The 18700-nt window shown below is 38.2% G+C and carries 19 protein-coding genes; 7 read left to right on the plus strand and 12 right to left on the minus strand.

Going from position 1 to position 18700, the window contains the following annotated elements:
- Nucleotides 1-201 precede the first annotated feature (201 nt).
- Nucleotides 202-705 carry a DinB family protein gene (locus IRB79_RS17405; protein ID WP_243509508.1) on the plus strand — a complete coding sequence of 168 codons (504 nt, stop codon included), beginning with the start codon at nucleotides 202-204 and terminating at the stop codon, nucleotides 703-705.
- A gap of 318 nt (nucleotides 706-1023) precedes the next feature.
- Here the strand turns inward: IRB79_RS17405 and IRB79_RS17410 are convergent, their stop codons facing one another.
- On the minus strand, nucleotides 1024-2844 hold the full coding sequence (locus IRB79_RS17410; protein WP_243503695.1) for a LysM peptidoglycan-binding domain-containing protein: 1821 nt from the start codon (nucleotides 2842-2844) through the stop codon (nucleotides 1024-1026).
- Between the two features lie 288 nt (nucleotides 2845-3132).
- Entirely contained in the window at nucleotides 3133-3255 is a 123-nt protein-coding gene (locus tag IRB79_RS17415; RefSeq protein ID WP_430538225.1) for a hypothetical protein, read from the minus strand.
- Nucleotides 3256-3349: 94 nt separating this feature from the next.
- Here IRB79_RS17415 and IRB79_RS17420 point away from each other — a divergent pair, with 94 nt between their 5' ends.
- Nucleotides 3350-4189, plus strand: a complete 840-nt coding sequence (locus IRB79_RS17420; protein ID WP_243503696.1) for an isocitrate lyase/PEP mutase family protein — start codon at nucleotides 3350-3352, stop codon at nucleotides 4187-4189.
- Nucleotides 4190-4323: 134 nt separating this feature from the next.
- On the opposite strand, the gene IRB79_RS17425 is transcribed toward IRB79_RS17420, so the two are convergent.
- From IRB79_RS17425 to IRB79_RS17445, 5 genes are all read right to left on the minus strand, one after another.
- Entirely contained in the window at nucleotides 4324-5286 is a 963-nt protein-coding gene (locus tag IRB79_RS17425; protein ID WP_243503697.1) for a DUF3231 family protein, read from the minus strand.
- A gap of 125 nt (nucleotides 5287-5411) precedes the next feature.
- A complete protein-coding gene (locus tag IRB79_RS17430; protein WP_243503698.1) occupies nucleotides 5412-5876 on the minus strand; it encodes a hypothetical protein in 465 nt (154 codons plus the stop codon).
- 242 nt (nucleotides 5877-6118) lie between these two features.
- Nucleotides 6119-7384: an MFS transporter gene (locus tag IRB79_RS17435; protein WP_243503699.1), complete on the minus strand. Its 1266-nt coding sequence runs from the start codon at nucleotides 7382-7384 to the stop codon at nucleotides 6119-6121.
- An 11-nt stretch (nucleotides 7385-7395) separates the two neighbouring features.
- Nucleotides 7396-8286: a M15 family metallopeptidase gene (locus IRB79_RS17440; RefSeq protein WP_243503700.1), complete on the minus strand. Its 891-nt coding sequence runs from the start codon at nucleotides 8284-8286 to the stop codon at nucleotides 7396-7398.
- Nucleotides 8287-8381: 95 nt separating this feature from the next.
- Nucleotides 8382-8945, minus strand: coding sequence for a TetR/AcrR family transcriptional regulator (locus IRB79_RS17445; protein WP_243503701.1), 564 nt, complete (start codon nucleotides 8943-8945; stop codon nucleotides 8382-8384).
- A 292-nt stretch (nucleotides 8946-9237) separates the two neighbouring features.
- Between IRB79_RS17445 and IRB79_RS17450 the strand changes: the two genes are divergently transcribed.
- Complete coding sequence (locus IRB79_RS17450; protein ID WP_243503702.1) at nucleotides 9238-9969, plus strand: DUF421 domain-containing protein; 732 nt, start codon at nucleotides 9238-9240, stop codon at nucleotides 9967-9969.
- A gap of 158 nt (nucleotides 9970-10127) precedes the next feature.
- Here IRB79_RS17450 and vanY read toward each other — a convergent pair whose 3' ends face one another.
- From vanY to vanR, 3 genes are all read right to left on the minus strand, one after another.
- Nucleotides 10128-10994, minus strand: a complete 867-nt coding sequence (gene vanY / locus IRB79_RS17455; RefSeq protein WP_243503703.1) for a VanY-A/VanY-F/VanY-M family D-Ala-D-Ala carboxypeptidase — start codon at nucleotides 10992-10994, stop codon at nucleotides 10128-10130.
- A gap of 103 nt (nucleotides 10995-11097) precedes the next feature.
- Complete coding sequence (locus tag IRB79_RS17460) at nucleotides 11098-12210, minus strand: sensor histidine kinase (RefSeq protein ID WP_243503704.1); 1113 nt, start codon at nucleotides 12208-12210, stop codon at nucleotides 11098-11100.
- On the minus strand, nucleotides 12203-12898 hold the full coding sequence (gene vanR, locus IRB79_RS17465; RefSeq protein WP_243503705.1) for a vancomycin resistance response regulator transcription factor, VanR-F/VanR-M family: 696 nt from the start codon (nucleotides 12896-12898) through the stop codon (nucleotides 12203-12205). The genes IRB79_RS17460 and vanR overlap by 8 nt, the downstream gene beginning before the upstream one ends.
- 199 nt (nucleotides 12899-13097) lie before the next feature.
- Between vanR and IRB79_RS17470 the strand changes: the two genes are divergently transcribed.
- From IRB79_RS17470 to IRB79_RS17480, 3 genes are read left to right on the plus strand one after another with little or no spacing between them, the layout of a single operon-like run.
- Entirely contained in the window at nucleotides 13098-14612 is a 1515-nt protein-coding gene (locus tag IRB79_RS17470) for a spore germination protein (RefSeq protein WP_243503706.1), read from the plus strand.
- Nucleotides 14602-15681, plus strand: coding sequence for a Ger(x)C family spore germination protein (locus IRB79_RS17475; protein WP_243503707.1), 1080 nt, complete (start codon nucleotides 14602-14604; stop codon nucleotides 15679-15681). Before IRB79_RS17470 ends, IRB79_RS17475 begins: the two co-directional genes overlap by 11 nt.
- Nucleotides 15681-16790, plus strand: a complete 1110-nt coding sequence (locus IRB79_RS17480; RefSeq protein ID WP_243503708.1) for a GerAB/ArcD/ProY family transporter — start codon at nucleotides 15681-15683, stop codon at nucleotides 16788-16790. The genes IRB79_RS17475 and IRB79_RS17480 overlap by 1 nt, the downstream gene beginning before the upstream one ends.
- 76 nt (nucleotides 16791-16866) lie before the next feature.
- Here the strand turns inward: IRB79_RS17480 and IRB79_RS17485 are convergent, their stop codons facing one another.
- Together IRB79_RS17485 and IRB79_RS17490 are read right to left on the minus strand one after the other, a co-directional pair.
- Nucleotides 16867-17295 (minus strand): organic hydroperoxide resistance protein, encoded by a 429-nt coding sequence (locus tag IRB79_RS17485; protein ID WP_279401026.1) that lies wholly within the window; start codon nucleotides 17293-17295, stop codon nucleotides 16867-16869.
- Between the two features lie 228 nt (nucleotides 17296-17523).
- The gene (locus IRB79_RS17490; protein WP_243503709.1) at nucleotides 17524-17967 is read right to left on the minus strand and encodes a carboxymuconolactone decarboxylase family protein; all 444 of its coding nucleotides are present in this window, start codon (nucleotides 17965-17967) and stop codon (nucleotides 17524-17526) included.
- A gap of 226 nt (nucleotides 17968-18193) precedes the next feature.
- Here IRB79_RS17490 and IRB79_RS17495 point away from each other — a divergent pair, with 226 nt between their 5' ends.
- Entirely contained in the window at nucleotides 18194-18688 is a 495-nt protein-coding gene (locus IRB79_RS17495; protein ID WP_243503711.1) for an Rrf2 family transcriptional regulator, read from the plus strand.
- Nucleotides 18689-18700: the final 12 nt, after the last annotated feature.

Genomic DNA, 18700 nt, shown 5'->3' on the forward strand with positions numbered 1-18700 from the left:
TCAGGAACACTTTCAACTATATAGAATTCACTCCTCCGTTTCGCGCGAATATTGTCGAATGAAATATGAATTTTTTGTAGCGAATCTTATCATTTATGGTCGCTTAGCTCTTTTAATTTCTCCCAAATTACCTAAGCTTGAAAAACACGAACAAATGTTTTATAATTTACCTATAATATCCAACGAACGGAGGAATGAATGATGTACGTAACCATTTCAGACTATATTAATGAGTGGAATAGAGAGGCAGTGCTGACGCAAAAGGTTTTGGACGGATTAACAGATGACTCTTTACAGCAGCAAGTCTATCCAGAAGGACGCACCTTAGGGCGAATTGCCTGGCATTTAACAGCAAGTATTCCAGATTATTTAGCTCATTTCGGGTTAAAAATGGAAAAGGCTGAAAATGAAGAAAATGTCCCCGCTTCGGCAAAAGAAATTGCGGATACATTTAAAAAGCTGAGTGAGGAAGCAGCTCTGGCCATTAATCAGCAATGGACAGATGACTCATTGAGCCAGACACAGAATGCATTTGGAAGAGAAGAAACCAATGCTCAAATTTTGATGGGATTAATCAAACACATTGTGCATCATCGTGGACAATTAACCATTCTCATCCGTCAGGCAGGATTAAAGCCATTTGGAGTTTATGGTCCGCCAAAAGAAGATTGGGTTAATTTAGGTGTCACGAATCCGCCGCTATAAAGGTGAAAGAGGAAAACGCTCGGAGATGGCCGGGCGTTTTTCTTAGTTTCTAGATAAAGGGCTATCCTAAGCAGCCCTTTCTATTTCCCTTTTCTACTTCTCCTTCCTCCCCTTTTATCAAATGACCATATTAATAAATTCTGTTAAACCAGAAGAAAATCCAAGCAGCGCCACTATATATAAGAACCCGAGGATAATGGTCCATCTTTCAAAATGGTATAAGTCTTTTAGGGCAGCTGCCATCAATAGGAACAAAAAAAGAGCCTAGCCTCTACAGTACGTTAATACTCCAACGAACCGAAGGACAGGCCCACATGTTTATAAAAAGATTAAACTTAAAGCTATCTCCTTTAAATGAGGTTGATCTGCCCATAAAATGAAGTAATTGTAGGTTTCTCCTTGGATTGTAATGGGAGTTGGATACCTTACGATTAAAGCTGATTGATTCAGCATTTCTGCTGGCTGGTCCGCAGAGGGAAAAATGTAGCAGGCTTCCTGGTTTTGAATTCGAGACTTCAAGATGCTTGGCATGGATCCATAGGGCCTTAATGGATGGAAAGCTTCTCCATGGCACACCTCATCTAAGTTTTCACCTGCTGAAATCGCTGATATTTGAAAAAAGCCGTCAGCACCTTCGTATCTTTCCTCGTTCACTTTTCGCCAGTTTGACGGATATTGGAAACGAATCTTGTAGGCAGTGTTCGTATATGTGTTCTTTTGGGTGCCATCCAATATGGCAGTTGGAGACCATTGAAGTGACTGAATGTTAACTCCTGCAATTAGCCGTATCGGGACGGGGTGACGGAGGTCGATAGCCCACAATTCACTTGCAAATTCCTGTTCCTTGCATCCACTAAGATAGGCTATTTTTGTTCCGTCTGTTGACCACGTGACAGGCGATGCAAAACAATTGGAAATAGCCCAAATTCGATCCTCTTCTCCTCGCCTCCCCACCGTTCGAACTTGTGAAAAATACCCGCGATCTTCAAAGGCGGTAGAGCTATAGGCAATTTTCAAAGAATCAGGTGACCATGTCGGATAATAATTTTTTGCAAGGGGCCCGCCTTTTACTTCAACCACATTGCCTGTTGAAAGCTCGATGGTGTGAATAATGGAGATGCTGACACCTGGTGTTGTATAAAGAACAAAGCTTCCGTTGGGTGATAGCTGGGCATTATTAAGCCGCCCTCCTGTGTTACGTGTAATTTGCTGTTTCCCAGTTCCGTCGGTTTGAATTCGGTAAAGCTGACTAATTCCTGATGCATCCGGTGCCTGGAATAACAGTTCCCTGCCATTCGGAAACCATTGAACATCTGTTGAGTCAGGCTGTTGAATGCTTTGCGCTTGATGAGACAGAACGTTGTACATGATAATGCGACCTTGCTTCGTATAAGCAATTTGGCTGCTGTCAGGCGACCAATCCAATTTGAATTCAACACCTTCTTCCATCTGGTCGATTTGAGCGATCGCACCAGATGCAACATCCACAACATATATAATTCTGTTCTTTCCAATAAACGCAATTCTCCTGCTATTGGCTGACCATTCTGGACTTGAAAAAGAGTCACCCAATCCACTGGTGAGCTGCACGTTCTCTCCTGTCCGGGGATTATATAACCAAATATCATATTGCCCTCCTCGATCAGCAGTATAGGCAATCAGGCCTTGGCCACCAGGAGGGGCGTATGGAATCCTTAACTTCATTCCGGGAAATAGCTGTGAGGATGGAAGCTGGTTTACAATCCGAATAAGCTCAGTATTTGGCTCCCCATTCGTAATGACATTAAAACGAATCGCAAGCCGATAAAGTGTATCCCCTTGCTGGACGTTATAATATGGAACACCTGGCGGAACCTTTAATAATTGACCGGCCTGAATGACATAGGGTGGCTGAAGCTGATTCGCCTCTATGATAACTATAGGAGGAACTTTGTAAAATTGTGAAATTCGATACACTGAATCTCCTTGCCTAACACGCACAGCATCAACCCCAGGTGGAACGGACAGCTGCTGACCTATATAAATCGTGTAAGGGGGCTTCAAATTATTTGCCGCAATAAGGGAATCGGCCGGGATTTCCCATCTCCTGGAAATCCCGTACAGCGTATCACCTGAACGTACTGTATAAAAAATTTGCATGATCTTCACTTCCCAAAGAATAAATTTCCATTGAGGAATTAAATGCGCACACACTATCTGCCCATATTCTATTCAATCGAAAGTGCGAGGTTCAGTGCAAATGAGGAAGAATTAGATAAAAAAGAAATTTAATTACTATATAGATAGCTCTATTACAAATCTATAGCATGATTCAATTCAAGAAAAGCCTGAAGGAATCATTATTAGCGAAAATAATTGTGGTAAAAAGATAAAAAACCTTCAAATGGGAAGGTCTTTTACTAAGCAGCCCTCTCTACTTCGTCATCGCTAGTTCTTTAAGAATTCGATGATTCCCGCTCCTGCAAAGGCACCATCCAGGGTTTCTAATCCTCCGATTATCGTCATTAAGATGGCATCCACTGTGGCTTCATTTGAGAAAACAATATGCATTCCATATTTCGATGATAATCGAATTATTTAGCTCTTATAATAGAAATGAAGCAAAAAGAAACTTAATCCAAATCAGGAAAAGGAGCTTAATTTTATGAGGACCAAAGAACAATCATTAAAGGCAGAAACCTTTCGCCGCTTACATCAGCAATCATCCACCTTTGTTCTGCCAAACGCATGGGATGTAATCAGTGCAAAAATGTTTGAAGAATGCGGCTTTAAAGCAATTGGAACAACAAGTGCAGGCATTGCTGCATCTTTGGGGTATTTGGATGGGCAAAGTATACCGCTTAGAAAAATGGTTGAAACGATTGAAAACATCGCCAAATCAGTAAAAGTTCCTGTGAGCGCAGACATTGAGGCAGGTTATGGACAGACGGTTGAAGAGGTTTTAGAGACCGTAAAAGCAGTAGTTTCTGCTGGGGCTATCGGGATAAATCTGGAGGACGGTACAGGTGATCCTAAACGGCCTATATTTGAAACTTCATCACAAGTGGAAAAAATAGCAGCTATCAAAGAGCTTTCGGAATCCAGAAATATGCCGTTATTTATCAATGCACGAACAGATCTATATTGGTTAAATATTGGGGATTCTTCAACTCGTTTACAGGAAGCTGTAAAGCGGGGAAAAGCCTATCAAGATGCAGGGGCAGATTGCATTTTCATTCCTGGCTTAACTGATAGGAAGATTATTAAGATGATAAGAGAAGAAATTTCATGTCCGATCAACTTATTGGTTGACCCAGAGATGCCTTCTATATCGGAGTTATCTGAGATAGGAATTGAAAGGCTTAGCTGTGGATCCGTCCCATTCAGAGCCACCCTAACATACTTACGGACTATCAGTGAAGAGATAGTAAACCGCCAGACCTTTCATCACATGACAAATGGCGATGTTCTTTCTTATAGGAGGTTAACTGAATTCATTCAATAAATACTTCTAATACCCAACAACAAAATGATGAGTTTTGAGAAGCCGATTTTCCTATAATCATGAAATCGGCTTTTTGTTCTCCTTCCCGTTTTAATAATTTTCCGGGAATGTTTTAGGGTGTTTGACTCTAATTATTAACTATCAATAGACCTGTTGGTTACCGGCGGTTCATTAAGCCAGTCTTTCCTTACCAATAACTTAAACCCTTTCTCTGAATAGCCTTCCACCTGATCAATTAATTCCTTTAGTGTTTTCACGTGACTTTTTTTATAACTGGAAACCACAGCAGTTTGCAGATTGCCGATTCCGATGGGATTTAAGAACATGATTAAGTTAGCCATTAGTTTATCTGAAAATGGGGATTTATTCACCTTATGAACGTGAGCCTCTAAACCGGTGGTTGTTGGGACTCCGTTTTCTCTATATATTTGGGATAAAACATCCACTTGATGATAGGACAATTTAATCCCATCCTGCAAAAAGCTCTTTGTATCTTCATCCTTGGCAGCATCCGAAAAAGCAGTGCATAGAGCTAAACCAACATTATTACATTGAAATGAACCAAACATACTTGCTAATTCAACAGCATTAAGCGGCCTCTGCTGGGTTGATGCCACTTTAAATAACTTGCTTTCTCTGTCTTCAGCATTTGTGTATGAAAAAGACCTGTTTTGCAGTAAACCTTTGTGCTCCAGCAAATTTAAAATAGAAATGTCAATTTGAATTAACTTATTGAGTATTTCTTTAAAGAAATTCTTAACCTTTGGGACGGTTAAGTCTGTATATTGAAAAGAAAGGATACCCAGTCCATTACTGGTTATATGCTTAATTATTTCTATCATTAATTGATCAGAAAATATCTTTTCTGAGGGGCTATGTAAATCATTTTCACTAAAAAACGGTGTAACATTTAATCCATTATCAGATAAGAACTGCAAAGCCTCTTGTTCCTGGAATGATGAAAGTGCTTTAATCTCAGTTAAAACATCCTTCAAATCAGTATCTTCAGCAGTTTCAATCAGATTTCCCAAAAAAACATTAACCATATTTGAACTTGCGTGTAAGTACCAAAGAAAGCCTAGTTCGTTTAAATTCATCTAAAAGGCCCCTCCACAATTTATTTTCTTTTCTTAGTTTGTAATAGAAAATGGTAATTATTCATTAAATAGTCATCTTACATTGCCTATTATTAAAGCGCTTAACAATAAGATGGCTGCCCTGCTTAAAATGGTTCCATGTGTTTTTTCCTTATTATCTTCATTAAAATAACACCCACACTGACACCTGGTATTACACACAATATCGGAAGCCAAATAGGCCCTAATAATACCCCAAAAAGCTTAAAGGTAGAGGAATATATACACCCCACTGTAACAAAGTAAGCTGAAGACACAAACGGAAGAAAAGAATAGCTTTTTTTCCCTCCTCCCGCATCTTTAAAGGAATCCCACATAGCAAAGAAATACAAACAAGGGTAAAACATCAGCCACAAATAATCGGTTTCTGCTATTGCCTTCTCAATATCTCCATGAAAACTTGAAATAATGACCCCGTTGAAATTCGCTTGTACATTTATAAGGAACTCTAAAAATACAATAACCATTCCCTTTATCAGTTTCCCATTTAAAAATTGCCCAAAACCAGGAAGTGCAATACTCCATAATAGCATTTCTATAGATGTCGCCATACTATTCAAGCCCCTTACCATGTTTCTTATAGGTGTTCTCTTCCTGTAATCCCCTTATAAAGAGCAGCAAACTAATTGCCATCTGCCTGAAGATATCAATTAATATTGCTCAGAATCACACTTATTATTATGTAAGCACTCTTCTCAAACTAAACTCCCTTTTAATAGTAGAAAAAAAGCTGCCGAATCGGCAGCTGGATTTTAATGCACTCTTGATTAGGTTCGAAGAGCTTAGTAATAGATTAGGGATTTATCATGTCCGAATAAGTGCGATTATATCTGACGGAATACAGCAGCACATATATAACAATTAATGCAGCAAACAGGTTCAGCACAATCAGCGACTGGTTCAAACTGAAAAATTGAGTAAGCGCTCCGACTCCAATCACGGGAACGATAAATCCTGAGTATGCACACAAATAAAAAACCGAAATGACTCGTGGCCGTTCTTTTGGTTCCGGTAACTGTCCGGCAAGCCGCAGGGCGATTTGAAAGGTCCATCCGCCCCCCATAGACTGGATGAAAATGCCTGTCCAGAGCAGCGGCAAGCTTGATGTTAACCCGGAAGAAACAATAACCCATGACCCTATTGCAAGAAGCAGAATGCCGAATCTCATACGTGTAATAGGGTGACCCGGCCAAGGAATCAACTGAGCCAAGGCTGCTCCACTGAGAAGCACGAAAATGATTAACCCGGAAACAGCAAGGTTGGACGTATGAATGACATTCTTTACGAAATTAGGAATAAGAGCAAACGCGATTCCTTGAATTGTGAAAACTGTGAAGATAGGCAATCCGGCCATTGAGAAAAATGGAGAACGAATATTGTCTGGCACACCAAGCGATATCTTCGTTTTTACACGTTTTTGTTCATTGGAAACAGCATCTTTCGGAATAGATTCCAGCACGATTAGTGAGATGATAAGCAGGATGAGCAGAATCCAAAATGGCAGGTAGAGTGGCAGGTAATGTATATATTGCACGATCAAACCCGCGATAGCTGGTCCCAGACCGAAACCAATGAGAATCGTAACACCTGATAATTTGAGAGCTGCACCTATTTGGCTCGGAGATGTTTGCTTCATTAGAAAAGCAGCAGCTGTACCTGTAAAGGCTCCGTATGCGATTCCTTCCAATGACCTGGCGACATAGAGCATCCAGGAATGATTGCCAGCCATGAAGAATAAGGTAGATGCGATGGAGATCCATATACTGATGCGAACAACCCTTTTTAATCCCCACGTGCTGCCTTTTTCTCCCGCAATAAACAAAGTCGGCAGCAAGAATGCAGCATAAATGGCAAACAAGATCGTGATTTGCAGACTGTTCAGCCGGTAAGCCTCACTATACAGAGGGAATAACGGGGTAATAAAGGTAGCCCCGCACGACATCAAAAGAGAAACCAATAGCATTCTTTTCACTGTGGCAATCCCCACTTTCAATAATATATTACTTACTAGAAGGTAAGTTTCATTTTTTAAATCCAGCAAAAGTGTTTTTATAAACATAGAAATACATCTCATATTTTCTTTACGATATTGAAGTATTCTTCCAATGTCCATTTCTTTTCATAAATTACTTTTGCAGCCTCGGAACCGACATAGCGGAAATGCCAGGGTTCATATTGGTATCCAGTGATGGTTTCCTTTCCTTTGGGATATCGGAGAATAAAGCCGTAGCGGTGTGCATTTTCAGCCAGCCACTTTCCTTCGTTTGTTTCTCCAAATTTCTCTGATAGTTCCAAATTGGCGCTTCTGCTTGAGATATCCATCGATAGGCCTGTCTGATGTTCACTGCTGCCTGGAATCGCAACAGCTTGGACAGCTTTTTCTTTCCCAGCTCTTTTCACCTCTGCTTCAAACACTTGAGACTGCCGCGCATAAGAGCGGTAGCCGGAAACGGCAAACAGCTCTGCTCCTTCCTTTAATGCTTCTGCAAAAAGAGTTTCCAGAGCCTTGGCAGCATCCTGGCGCATATAGCTTTTTTCCACATCTAATTTTCCAAATGAAAAGGCAACTTCAGGAATCACCAATTGCAGCGGTTCATAGCTTTCTGGGAGACTGAATTGTTTATTCACAAGAACCAGTACATTCTCGGGATTCTGAATGACATTACGGTCATTGACCACTTTAACTTCATTGAAATAGGAAGCTTCCAATGAAAGGGGATCCTTTTCGGCAGACATTTCGTTTTTGCTTTCCGTGCCTTCATTCTGTGAAGCACCTTCTTTATCTACTTCACTTCCGTCGGGAACAGCTTCTTTCTCCGAATTGCCCTCCAAACTTTTCTCCTCTTGCAGTAAAGGGATTTTGTCTGTTAGCTGCTTAACTTTATCCTTATATCGATCGAGCTGGCTGCAGCCAGAGAGAAGGAAAGCTAGTGTTCCTGCGAAAATTAGTATCTTTATCAATTACAGTCACCCCCTTTGTCAAAAACCAACCTATAAAAATGAAGCATATTTTTTACTTACTAGAAGGTAAGTATTTCTCTTTAAAAAAACCGTTACTACGGTTTTGTTAAGAAACGATTTAACTGATTTAGTACTTCGACTAATACCTCATCACCCAGAACACGTCTGTATAATAATGCTCCCTTAACACTTGATAATATCGTTACCGCTAACTGATGGGCATCTTCAGAGCTATTTATGATATTTGCCGTTTGTGCCTCCGCTACTAATTCTTTCATTACCTTGAGTTCCAGTCTGCTGACTTCCTCAATCTTTTCTTGTACAGCAGAAGGCAAAGATTCATAATCCGTCTGCAGCGAAGAAATCGGACAAATTTCATTACACTCGAATCTTTGAGCTTGCTGTTCAATGAACTGCTTCAGCTTCTCTTCAGCGGACACCGGCGAATTTTTAATTAACATCAAAGATTCCTGAAGTCTCAATAAAATACGTTCTGTAACTGCGACTCCTAAATCCTCCTTCTTCTCGAAGTGATAGTGAATACTTGCTTTGGTCACCCCAAGCTGTTTAGAAATGTCATCATAGCTGAAGGCTACATACCCTTTTTGCTGGATCAATTTAATGGCTAAGTCTACAATCTGTTTTTTTCTGTTTTCCATGCCCCAATAGTAACTTACTAATAGGTAAGTGTCAAGATGAAGGGTCAAGAGTCAAAATTCAAATAAAATCTCTCTCTTCATTGTTGTTTTGCTTCAGAGCCAGTTGAAGAATCCTTTAATTTTTAATTTTCCTTTAAACTTAATTGACTGTTATCGAAAAGGAAAAGGATCTTCGGTTAATGATCCTATAGGTGCTTGTTCAACTATAGCGCCCTATAATAGATGACATGTAAATAATTAATAATTATCTGTGTCATATTAAAATGTAAAGTTCCCTATATGAGGTGATATTATGGAATATGCATTTCAAATATTAAAAGTCCTAGGACGAATTGTTACCATTTTGCCACTAGCACTATTTGCAACACTTTATATGGGAAAACGCTCCATAGGTGAATTGCCGGTATTTGATTTTTTAGTCATTTTAACCTTGGGTGCAGTAGTTGGTGCTGATATTGCAGACCCAAAGATTAATCATATATATACAGCGATTGCCATTATTGCAATAGCTTTACTGCAGAAATTAATTGCAACCTGGAAAATCAAAAATCGTAAAATAGGCCGTTTGTTAACATTTGAACCTACAATTGTCATTTATCAAGGACAATTTTTAGTGAACAAAATGAAAAAAATACAATATTCGATTGATACCATTTTACAGATGTTAAGAGAACATCAAATTTTCAATGTAAAGGATGTTGAATTAGCTATAGTTGAAGCAAATGGAAATCTATCTGTTAAAATGTATCCTGAAAAGGAAGCTGCACGAGTCGAACATATTCATCCTCAACCGAATATTTTTAATAAGGGCATTGATGTACCAGTTGTTATTGATGGAGAGATATATGAAAAAGTCCTGCACTCAAGAAATTTAAATGAATCATGGCTTTATGAGGAATTAGAAAGAAAAAATATTTTCGATGTAAAGGATGTCTTTTATGCAGCTGTTAACGATATGAATGAACTATATGTATGCATAAAAACCACAAATAATCTTCAAAACCTTCCGCCTATTCAACATTAGAAAAGGAAGGTTTTGAAGTTTTATATTTCTAATTTAACCCTAACTATTATTTAGCCTCTTTTTCAATATAAGGGCCATTTACATGAAGAAAGTGCATCTCTTATTCAAGAAAAGCGCCCTTTCATGAATTACTAAAATGGCCTTAAATTTTTCACTTTTCATTCGAAGACGGTCACAAATACCCCATCCATATTGTTGCCTGAAATCTCATAATAGCTATCGTCCGGTACGTTAATCGTCCTCGATTGAGGTATCGGGTAATAAGTAATCGTGTATTTTTCCCCATTCATATTCACAGAGATTTGTTTTTCTTCTTTTAGATAATCTAAGTATTCCTCTAAAGCAAATTTTTTTTCCTTCATAATCGCACTATGCGGCAGGCCAACATAGCGGATATGCCAGGGTTCATATTGAATTCCTGTTACGTCTGTCTTGTCCTTTGGATAACGCAGGATGAACCCGTATTTCCAGGCATTTTCTTCGATCCACTTTCCTTCAGGTGCATCGGCCATTTTCATTTGAGTAGATCCTACATCAAGCGATAAGCCCAAATTATGCTCGCTATAGCCTGCTGGCAAGGCATAGTCAGAACCCATCTCCTGATAAAGCACACTTTGTTCTTCAAAGCCTCGAAAGCCGCTGGTAATAGAGAAATTTCGAACTCCTTCTGTTTCTGCAGCATCGATCATCTCTGAAAATTCACGTGCAACGTCCTCTGACAGAAATATTTCGCTGTTTAACAAGCCATATCCCCTTGTCCGTTCACTTTGCTCAGATAGATTGATGACATCTGATTTAATACTTTCCGGGTGAACCGGATATTTATTATTAACCAAAAGCAAATTTCCTTGATAGATTTGTTCTTCTGCTATCTCTTTTTGGCTATGTTCAGAGGTCCTTCCATCCTCATTGTCATTTTCAAGTTGATCATCATTTTGTATTTTTACTTTTGGTTCAAAAAAAGAGTCCACATTTACGAATGTTAACCCCAGGCAAACTAATAGTAAAAAACCCCACTTCTTCATTTTTCAGCTTCCTCCTTATTCTTCCTTGCTTAAAGAATAGGAAAAACTATTTAAAAAAAGAGTAGGGTAAATTTTAAATTTTTCTTAAAACCTGTACTAACAGCTAATCTTCAATCATTATTTCACTTTCCTTTGGCAGGCGAACCTCAAAGATTGTCCTGATGACATTGCTCTCAACCGTAATGGTACCATTATGCTGTTCCAGAATATTCTTCGCTATGAACAGGCCAAGACCGGTGCTTTCTTCCTGATGCGTTCGTGATTTGTCACCGGTATAGAACATATCAAAGAGATGCGGGAGTTCCTCCGGAGGAATGCTGTCTCCATAATTCACCACTTGAACGACCACTTCATCCCCATCAATTGTGCCGTTAATATCGACATACTGGCCTTCATTTCCATAACGGATGGCATTCGTTAGTAGATTTTCAAACACACGTGCTATCAATTCACCATCACCTAAAATGGGCAAATGGGGTGTGCTATCCATACGGGCAGCCAAATGATTCTTTTTGAATGCAGGATACAGTTCTTCCTTTAATTGATTAAGCAGGTCCGTTAAATTTAGTCTCTTTCTTTCAACTGGAAGCATGCCATAATTCATTCTGGTTATTTCGAATAATTCATCAATCAGCCTTTCTAAACGCTGAGATTTCGTAAAGGCAATGGTCAAAAAATGCCTGACTTGTTCTTCGGTCAAGCTCTCATCCTTAAGGATCAAATCCAAATAGCCTAAAACAGAGGTAAGCGGAGTCCGCAAATCATGAGCCAGATTTACGACCAATTGATCCTTGCTGCTTTCCGAAAAATCTCCTCTTTCTACAGCTTGTTTCAATTTTTCACTTGCCAGATTAATATCATGGGCAATATCCCGAAATTCATCATTTGACTCTATTTGAACTTGATGTGAAAAGTCGCCCTGGGAGAGATGATGAATTCCGGTTGAAATCTCGTTAAAATAGCTGGAATATCGCTTCGTGAGTAAATAAAAGAACATGAACGAAAGCGGGATAAACAGCAGTAAAAAGAAGTTAATGTCGCCAAATTGTTTCATGATTTTCCGATAAAATTCCAGCCGGTCACCAAACTGGGCATTCGCGTGATAATAGAATTGAAGTGATTTAAAGACTATAAACGTTATAAGTCCAGAAAAAATCATACTTAAACCAAATAAAAGCACCATTTTTGAACGAAAGCTGCGCACCATTTTATCCATTAAAGGAATACCCGACTCCCCACACGGTTTTTATCCATTTGTGGTTCTGTTTGCCTTCTTCCAGTTTTTTTCGCAGCGTGCGAATATGTACCATGACTGTATTGCCGCTTTCAAAGTAGGCTTCACCCCACACCTGCTGAAAAATATTTTCCACACTATACACTTTTTTTGGATGACTCGCAAGCAAATACAAAATATCAAACTCTTTCGGCGTAAGCTCAATGCTTTCACCATATAGGGTCACTGTGCGCTGATCAGGAGTAATCACTAACCCGCCATATTCCAGCCAGGTTTTATGATCTGCTTTCGGCTGATTCAGCTGTATAAAACGCCGGAGCTGAGCATTTACACGGGCAACCAATTCGATTGGGGTGAATGGTTTCGTCATATAATCATCTGCTCCAATGACCAGTCCCTGTACTTTATCAAAATCAGAGGTTTTAGCACTCAAAAAGATGATGGGCATGTTATGCTGCTCGCGAATGCGGCGGGTTACTTCATATCCATCCATTTTCGGCATCATAATATCCAAAATCAGCAAATCAATCTGTTGAGTCCCGACAACACGAACAGCCTCTTGTCCATCCGAAACTTTAATAACATGATACCCTTCTTTTTCTAAATGAATGGCAATCAGATCAGCAATGTCCTCCTCATCATCCGCAATTAATATCGAAATATCTCTCATCTTCCCACTCCTACTAAATAAAAATGATCATACAGCTGTAAATCAAGTCTTATCCATTTTCTATTATTTCCGTTTCTTTTTCAAAAATATGGTCACATTGTGCAAATAAACATACAGCCATAATAAAAATGTTAAAGTGCATACAATTTTTGATAGGACTAATAATAACTAGTAACACATGTTAGGAGTACATTTGTTTATGAACAAGGAAAAAAATAATCTAAATCCTGCAGAAAATCAAACACCTGCCGAGATAGTAAAAAGAGCCAAAAAATCATCTGATTTTAAAGAGATTAAAAAAAATGTTTCCGGAGTCCGGATAGTCATTTTATACTTCACTTCACTAATCGATCACAAGACGATGGAACATGTATTTCTTCCATATATTAATGAATGCGAAAAAAAGACTGACCAGGCTTTTGATTTTAATCAATTTAAAAACAGCCTTCCGCTTGAAGATGTTATTAGAACAAAGGAAGCAAAAGAAATCGAAGAAAAAATTCATCAAGGATATGTCCTAATTAAATTTGAGAATACCTCTGAAGATTGTCTTTTAGTGAATGTAAGCAATTTATCTAAAGGGATAAGAGAATCTAACGAAACTGAGAATGAATTTAATGTTATCGGCCCAAAATTAGGGTTTGTTGAGAGTCTTGATACCAATATTCTTTTACTTCGAACTAAGGTAAAGTCTCCTTTATTAACTACTGAAGAGATCGTGCTGGGCACGCTGTCAAAAACAAGAATAATGATTGTTTATTTAGATGGCATTACAAATGAACAACATATAGAAAACGTAAAAAAAAGGCTCTCTGAAATAGATTTTGATATCATTTTTGATACTTCTGCTTTAGTCCAGCTAATTAAGGAAAATTCTTATACTCCTTTTCCACTTTACTTTTCTTCAGAGAGGCTGGATAGAATTTCTTATTCACTCACTTCCGGCCAAGTCGTTATCTTTAGTGATGGTTCACCATACGCAGTATCCGGACCTACTACCATATTCGATTTTTTTCTCTCATCCGAAGATTATTATTATAACTGGATTATTGGGTCTTTCTTCCGTTTTACACGAATACTTGCGATCATCTTTTCAATCTTTTCTTCCGCCATTTATGTTGCGGTTATGACGTTTCATTATGAGGTGGTGCCTGCGGATTTACTGGGTCCGCTAATAGAGTCCAGAGCAAACGTTCCATTTCCGCCGCTGCTGGAGGTTCTTTTTTTAGAATTGACCATTGAATTATTAAGAGAGGCAGGAGCCCGATTGCCTACTAAAGTAGGACAGACATTGGGCATTGTTGGCGGTATTGTCATTGGACAGGCAGCTGTAATGGCAGCACTGACAAGTAATATTTTATTAATCATTGTCGCTTTAGCAGCCTTAGCTTCATTCACAACACCAGCTATCGTTATGTCCAACACCATTCGAATTTTAAGATTTCCCTTTATCATCATGTCATCATTCCTAGGCGGGCTAGGTATCATGATAGGTTTTGCCGTGCTGCTATGTCATTTGTTTAAATTAAAATCATTTGATACTCCTTACATGGTTCCTTTGCACCCGTTTCGCAGCAATAGTCTTGCGGATAGTATCATAAGGTCCCCTTATAATAAATTAAACAAAAGGCCAGATTTTTTGAGACCTAAAGATAAAATTAAATATTCACCAAAAGAGAGTAACAAAAAGAAGGAAGATATTAATGACGAATAACACATTAGTTAAAATGGGTATTGTTGTTCTAACTCTAATTCTGGCTGGATGTGTACCTCACAATATTATTAATGAAGTCTCTCTGATGCATAATGTAGGATATGACAAAGAAGATGAGATGCTAAAGGCAAGTGTTGTTTATCCAAATTATGCCGAGAGTGATAATCCTGCTTTAATCACAGCTGCAGCTAAAAATCCATCCAGTCTGCAGGAAGAACTTAGCCATAAGTCTCAATTTCCATTTGAAATAGGTCAAGTAAGGGTAATGATATTTGGGGATCAACTAAGCAGAGATGGTTTAGCTTCCATATTAGACCCCATCTGTAAGGATCCAAAAATTGGCATAGTAAGAATTGTCATTACAGATGGAACTCCAGATTTAATACTAAGTAAAACACTTAATGAGAGTCCGCTATTCTTAATGAATTTGATTGATAAAAGTATTGAAAATGAAGGAATTCCTGAATCTAACTCCCATGTAATGTATGACCAGTTTTTTGGAAGTGGAATTGATATGTCCTTTCCAAATCTTACAGTTGATTCTAAAGGGAAAATTAAAGTCGATGGTATGGGGATTTTTAAAGGTGAAAAATTAGCTTTTAGGATTTCCGAAAAAGAAACCTTCTTATTAAAATTAATGACGGATAAAAACAAAAGGGGAGTATATAGTTTTGACCTCAACATGCATGGACACAAAGCTAATATTGGGGTCAGAACGAACTATGGAAAACACAAGGTGAAATTCATCAAGGAGAACCTCAGGGAACAAGTTAGAGTAAGCCTAAATTTAGATGTAGAACTTGATGCTTTGCCTGAATGGATCAATTTAGAAGATGAAAAGGATCTTAAATTATTTAAAACCGCCTTACAGAAATCAATTTCAAACGATGCTGAATTACTTCTCAAGGATTTTCAAACAAATGGTGTAGATCCTTTAGGTTTAGGAAGAGTGTATAAAGCAAATCACAGAAATTATTCTGAAAAGAGTTTTTACGATCGGATATATCCTAATATGACATATGAGGTAAATACCAAAATTGTTGTAAGGCAAACTGGGGTGGGAAATTAGTGAACGTAAAAGTAGAAAAACAATTTCAAGTTTCGGCTTTTTTCACATTTTTTCTCATTCACTCTTCACAAACCGGAGTTGGTATCCTAAATTTTCAAAGCCAGGTTATTAAACATGCTGAGCAGGACGCCTGGATTTCTTTAATTATAACCTGGGCTGCAACCCATATCATACTCTATATTATTTTTAAGCTATTAGGCGGGGGAACTAATGATTTAGTAGCTGTTCATCAGTATTGCTTTGGAAAAGCGATTGGCAGCATAATGTCTGTCATGGCATTGGTTTATTTCTGGCTGGCTTCTTTGACAGTCCTCCGTGCATATATTGAGGTCATCCAAATATGGGTGTATCCTTCAATAAAAACTTGGCAGCTATGTTTCGTTTTCGGACTCACATTTTATTATATTATCTCAAGCGGCTTTCGCAGTTTAACCGGCTTTAGTTTCTGGGGAGTTATATTGCCTGCTTTTTTGTTCTTTTTAATCTACTTCCCATTGATGCATGCGAATTATATTTACCTGCTCCCCGCCTTTAGTCATTCCCTAAGTGAGCTATTTTTATCTTCTAAAGGGTATGCCCTGCTTTTTCTTGGTTTCGAGTGGATCCTAATGTATTATCCCTTCCTTAGGAGTTCAAATAACAGAGATATTTCAAAATGGGCGTATCTTGGCAATATATATACTCTCATTGTGTACCTAATTATAACGTTAATATCATTCTTATACTTTAATCAAGAGGTATTACAGCATTTACCTTGGCCCACTCTTATGATGGTTAAGATCGTTAAATTCTCTTTCCTGGAAAGATTTGAATATGTATTCATCTTTATTTGGCTGTTAGTGATCATATCCCCTATATGTATTTCTTTGTGGGCATGTACAAGAATCGTAAAAAGAACTTTCTCAATTCCTCCTAAAGCGACTTTGCTATTCTTGCTTATTGCAGAGATGATTGTTTCTATATACCTTCAGGAATTTAAGAGTATTGATTATCTTGTCAATTTTACTTCTAATGTGGGAATTGGTTTTGTATATGTGTATCTGCCGCTCCTTCTTATTATAAAATGGATTAAGAATCATTTTATGAAAAATAGGTTAAACAAAATCTAATTCCTAATGCAAAAAAGAATGCCTATCTTGTTAAAAGATAGGCACTCTTGGTGTATGAAAAAAACCGGGATGCTGATTAACCAACAACGTTGGAGGTTACTTCGATATTACCTTGAGTTGCTTTGGCATAAGGACAAACCTTATGAGCTTCCGCAACGACTTCTTCTGCCACGCTTGTTTCAACGCCCTTTACAGTGATATCCATTGTAATGGCCAGCACATATCCATCGTTCGCATCCTTGCCAAGCGTAACTTGTGAAGCAATATTTATACCGTCTGTTTTAATGTTCCTTTTCCTAAGGACAGTGCCCATCGCTCCCTGGAAGCATGCGGCAAACCCTGCAGCGAACAGCTGCTCCGGATTGGTTCCAGCTCCGTCCCCGCCTAATTCCTTTGGATATCTCAAGTCTACATTCAGATTGTTATCGTCAGATACCGCTTTTCCATCTCTTCCGCCTTGAACATTTACAGTAGCCGTGTATAATTTCTTTTCTATTTTCATCATTTTTAAAACTCCCCTTTTTATAATGGATTAGTATTTTTTTTTGCTTCAATATTTCCACAAGTAGCTTTTGCATTAAGGGCGAACTTTATGAGCCCGGCAATGACTTTTTCTATAACGCTAGTCTTTGCCCTTCTCTTTCGGCTTGAAGGATCACCTTTTCTTTACTTACTAGAAGGTAAGTTACCCTTAAAAAAAGACAATCATTAAGACAAGGAACTGTTGGAGATATTATTTTTCAGTTGCTACATTCCCCATTGCAATTGAAATTCTATTCCAGCTGTTGATTTGATTGATGATTAGAACAAGGTCAATATATTGTTTCTCATCATAATGTTCACGTACTCGATGATAAAGCTCATCTGGCACTCGTTTCGCCGGGATTAAAGTTATGTGCTCTGTTAATTCAAGAGCTGCTTTTTCTGCTTCAGTGTAAAATGTGCACTCTCTCCATGCACTAATGCAATATAAACGCTGTTCCGTTTCTCCCATTTTTCTCGCATCCGCTGTATGCATGTTAATGCAATAGGCACAGCCATTTATTTGTGAAGCCCGAATTTTTATAAGTTCACGAAGTTTACGGTCTAAACCTGTCGTTTTCGTATACTTCTCCATTTCCATCATTATTTTCATTGCCTCTGGTGCTAAATTGTAATAATCAATTCGTTGTTCCAATATCAATTCCTCCTTAAAGCTGATTCAACAAATAATTGAACCGCATTTTGAAATTTCAATTGTGGATAGCATCAATCAGCGATTGATATTATCTATAATAAATTGTAGACTTTATTATGTCAAACCTCTTTTCATGTTAATTAGTACCAATTGATCATGTTTGACAAAGAAATAAAAAATTTCTAAGATTGATTAAAATAGTCCCATTTATGAAGAGGTGTTCGTAATGCAGTATAGTATTGGGGTTGAATACGCACTTCACTGCCTTGTATATTTAATTGATAATACAGAGGATTCTTCCATTGGCATAAAGGAACTCTCCACTTTCCAAGGGATTTCCGAAACGTATCTTTCAAAGATTTTCAGTAAATTATCAAAGAACGGTATTGTTAGCTCAGTTCCTGGAGTTAAGGGCGGTTATAAACTTGCTAAATCTCCAGAAGAAATATCTTTTTGGGATGTAATTGAAGCAGTTGAAGGTCCCAAGCCGATTTTTCAATGCAAAAACATTAAAGATAATGGTTATTTGTATAGAGAAAATATCTGCTCTTCGGGTACCTCCTCTTGTACCATCAATTTAGTTATGCTCTCAGCAGAAGAAAAAATGCGTGATTTCCTCCGCAGTAAAACACTTTCATGGCTAAATGAAGAGCTTGATCGTGTCTTGCCAAATCAAGTACGTGAAAATACCCGGAAATATTTTTCCAAGAACAGCCTATAATACCAACCTCTC

The organism is Cytobacillus oceanisediminis, from assembly GCF_022811925.1.
Taxonomy (GTDB): domain Bacteria; phylum Bacillota; class Bacilli; order Bacillales; family Cytobacillaceae; genus Cytobacillus; species Cytobacillus oceanisediminis_D.

Bases quoted from the DNA above. Each gene is read 5' to 3' on its own strand.
- IRB79_RS17460 (WP_243503704.1), bottom strand. From the start codon at position 12,210: ATGGATAAAATGGTGCGCAGCTTTCGTTCAAAAATGGTGCTTTTATTT.
- IRB79_RS17425 (WP_243503697.1), bottom strand. From the start codon at position 5,286: ATGAATTTAAACGAACTAGGCTTTCTTTGGTACTTACACGCAAGTTCA.
- IRB79_RS17410 (WP_243503695.1), bottom strand. From the start codon at position 2,844: ATGCAAATTTTTTATACAGTACGTTCAGGTGATACGCTGTACGGGATT.
- IRB79_RS17415 (WP_430538225.1), bottom strand. From the start codon at position 3,255: ATGCATATTGTTTTCTCAAATGAAGCCACAGTGGATGCCATCTTAATG.
- vanR (WP_243503705.1), bottom strand. From the start codon at position 12,898: ATGAGAGATATTTCGATATTAATTGCGGATGATGAGGAGGACATTGCT.
- IRB79_RS17475 (WP_243503707.1), top strand. From the start codon at position 14,602: ATGACGAATAACACATTAGTTAAAATGGGTATTGTTGTTCTAACTCTA.
- IRB79_RS17420 (WP_243503696.1), top strand. From the start codon at position 3,350: ATGAGGACCAAAGAACAATCATTAAAGGCAGAAACCTTTCGCCGCTTA.
- IRB79_RS17405 (WP_243509508.1), top strand. From the start codon at position 202: ATGTACGTAACCATTTCAGACTATATTAATGAGTGGAATAGAGAGGCA.
- vanY (WP_243503703.1), bottom strand. From the start codon at position 10,994: ATGAAGAAGTGGGGTTTTTTACTATTAGTTTGCCTGGGGTTAACATTC.
- IRB79_RS17495 (WP_243503711.1), top strand. From the start codon at position 18,194: ATGCAGTATAGTATTGGGGTTGAATACGCACTTCACTGCCTTGTATAT.
- IRB79_RS17435 (WP_243503699.1), bottom strand. From the start codon at position 7,384: ATGTTTATAAAAACACTTTTGCTGGATTTAAAAAATGAAACTTACCTT.
- IRB79_RS17485 (WP_279401026.1), bottom strand. From the start codon at position 17,295: ATGATGAAAATAGAAAAGAAATTATACACGGCTACTGTAAATGTTCAA.
- IRB79_RS17470 (WP_243503706.1), top strand. From the start codon at position 13,098: ATGAACAAGGAAAAAAATAATCTAAATCCTGCAGAAAATCAAACACCT.
- IRB79_RS17445 (WP_243503701.1), bottom strand. From the start codon at position 8,945: ATGGAAAACAGAAAAAAACAGATTGTAGACTTAGCCATTAAATTGATC.
- IRB79_RS17430 (WP_243503698.1), bottom strand. From the start codon at position 5,876: ATGGCGACATCTATAGAAATGCTATTATGGAGTATTGCACTTCCTGGT.
- IRB79_RS17450 (WP_243503702.1), top strand. From the start codon at position 9,238: ATGGAATATGCATTTCAAATATTAAAAGTCCTAGGACGAATTGTTACC.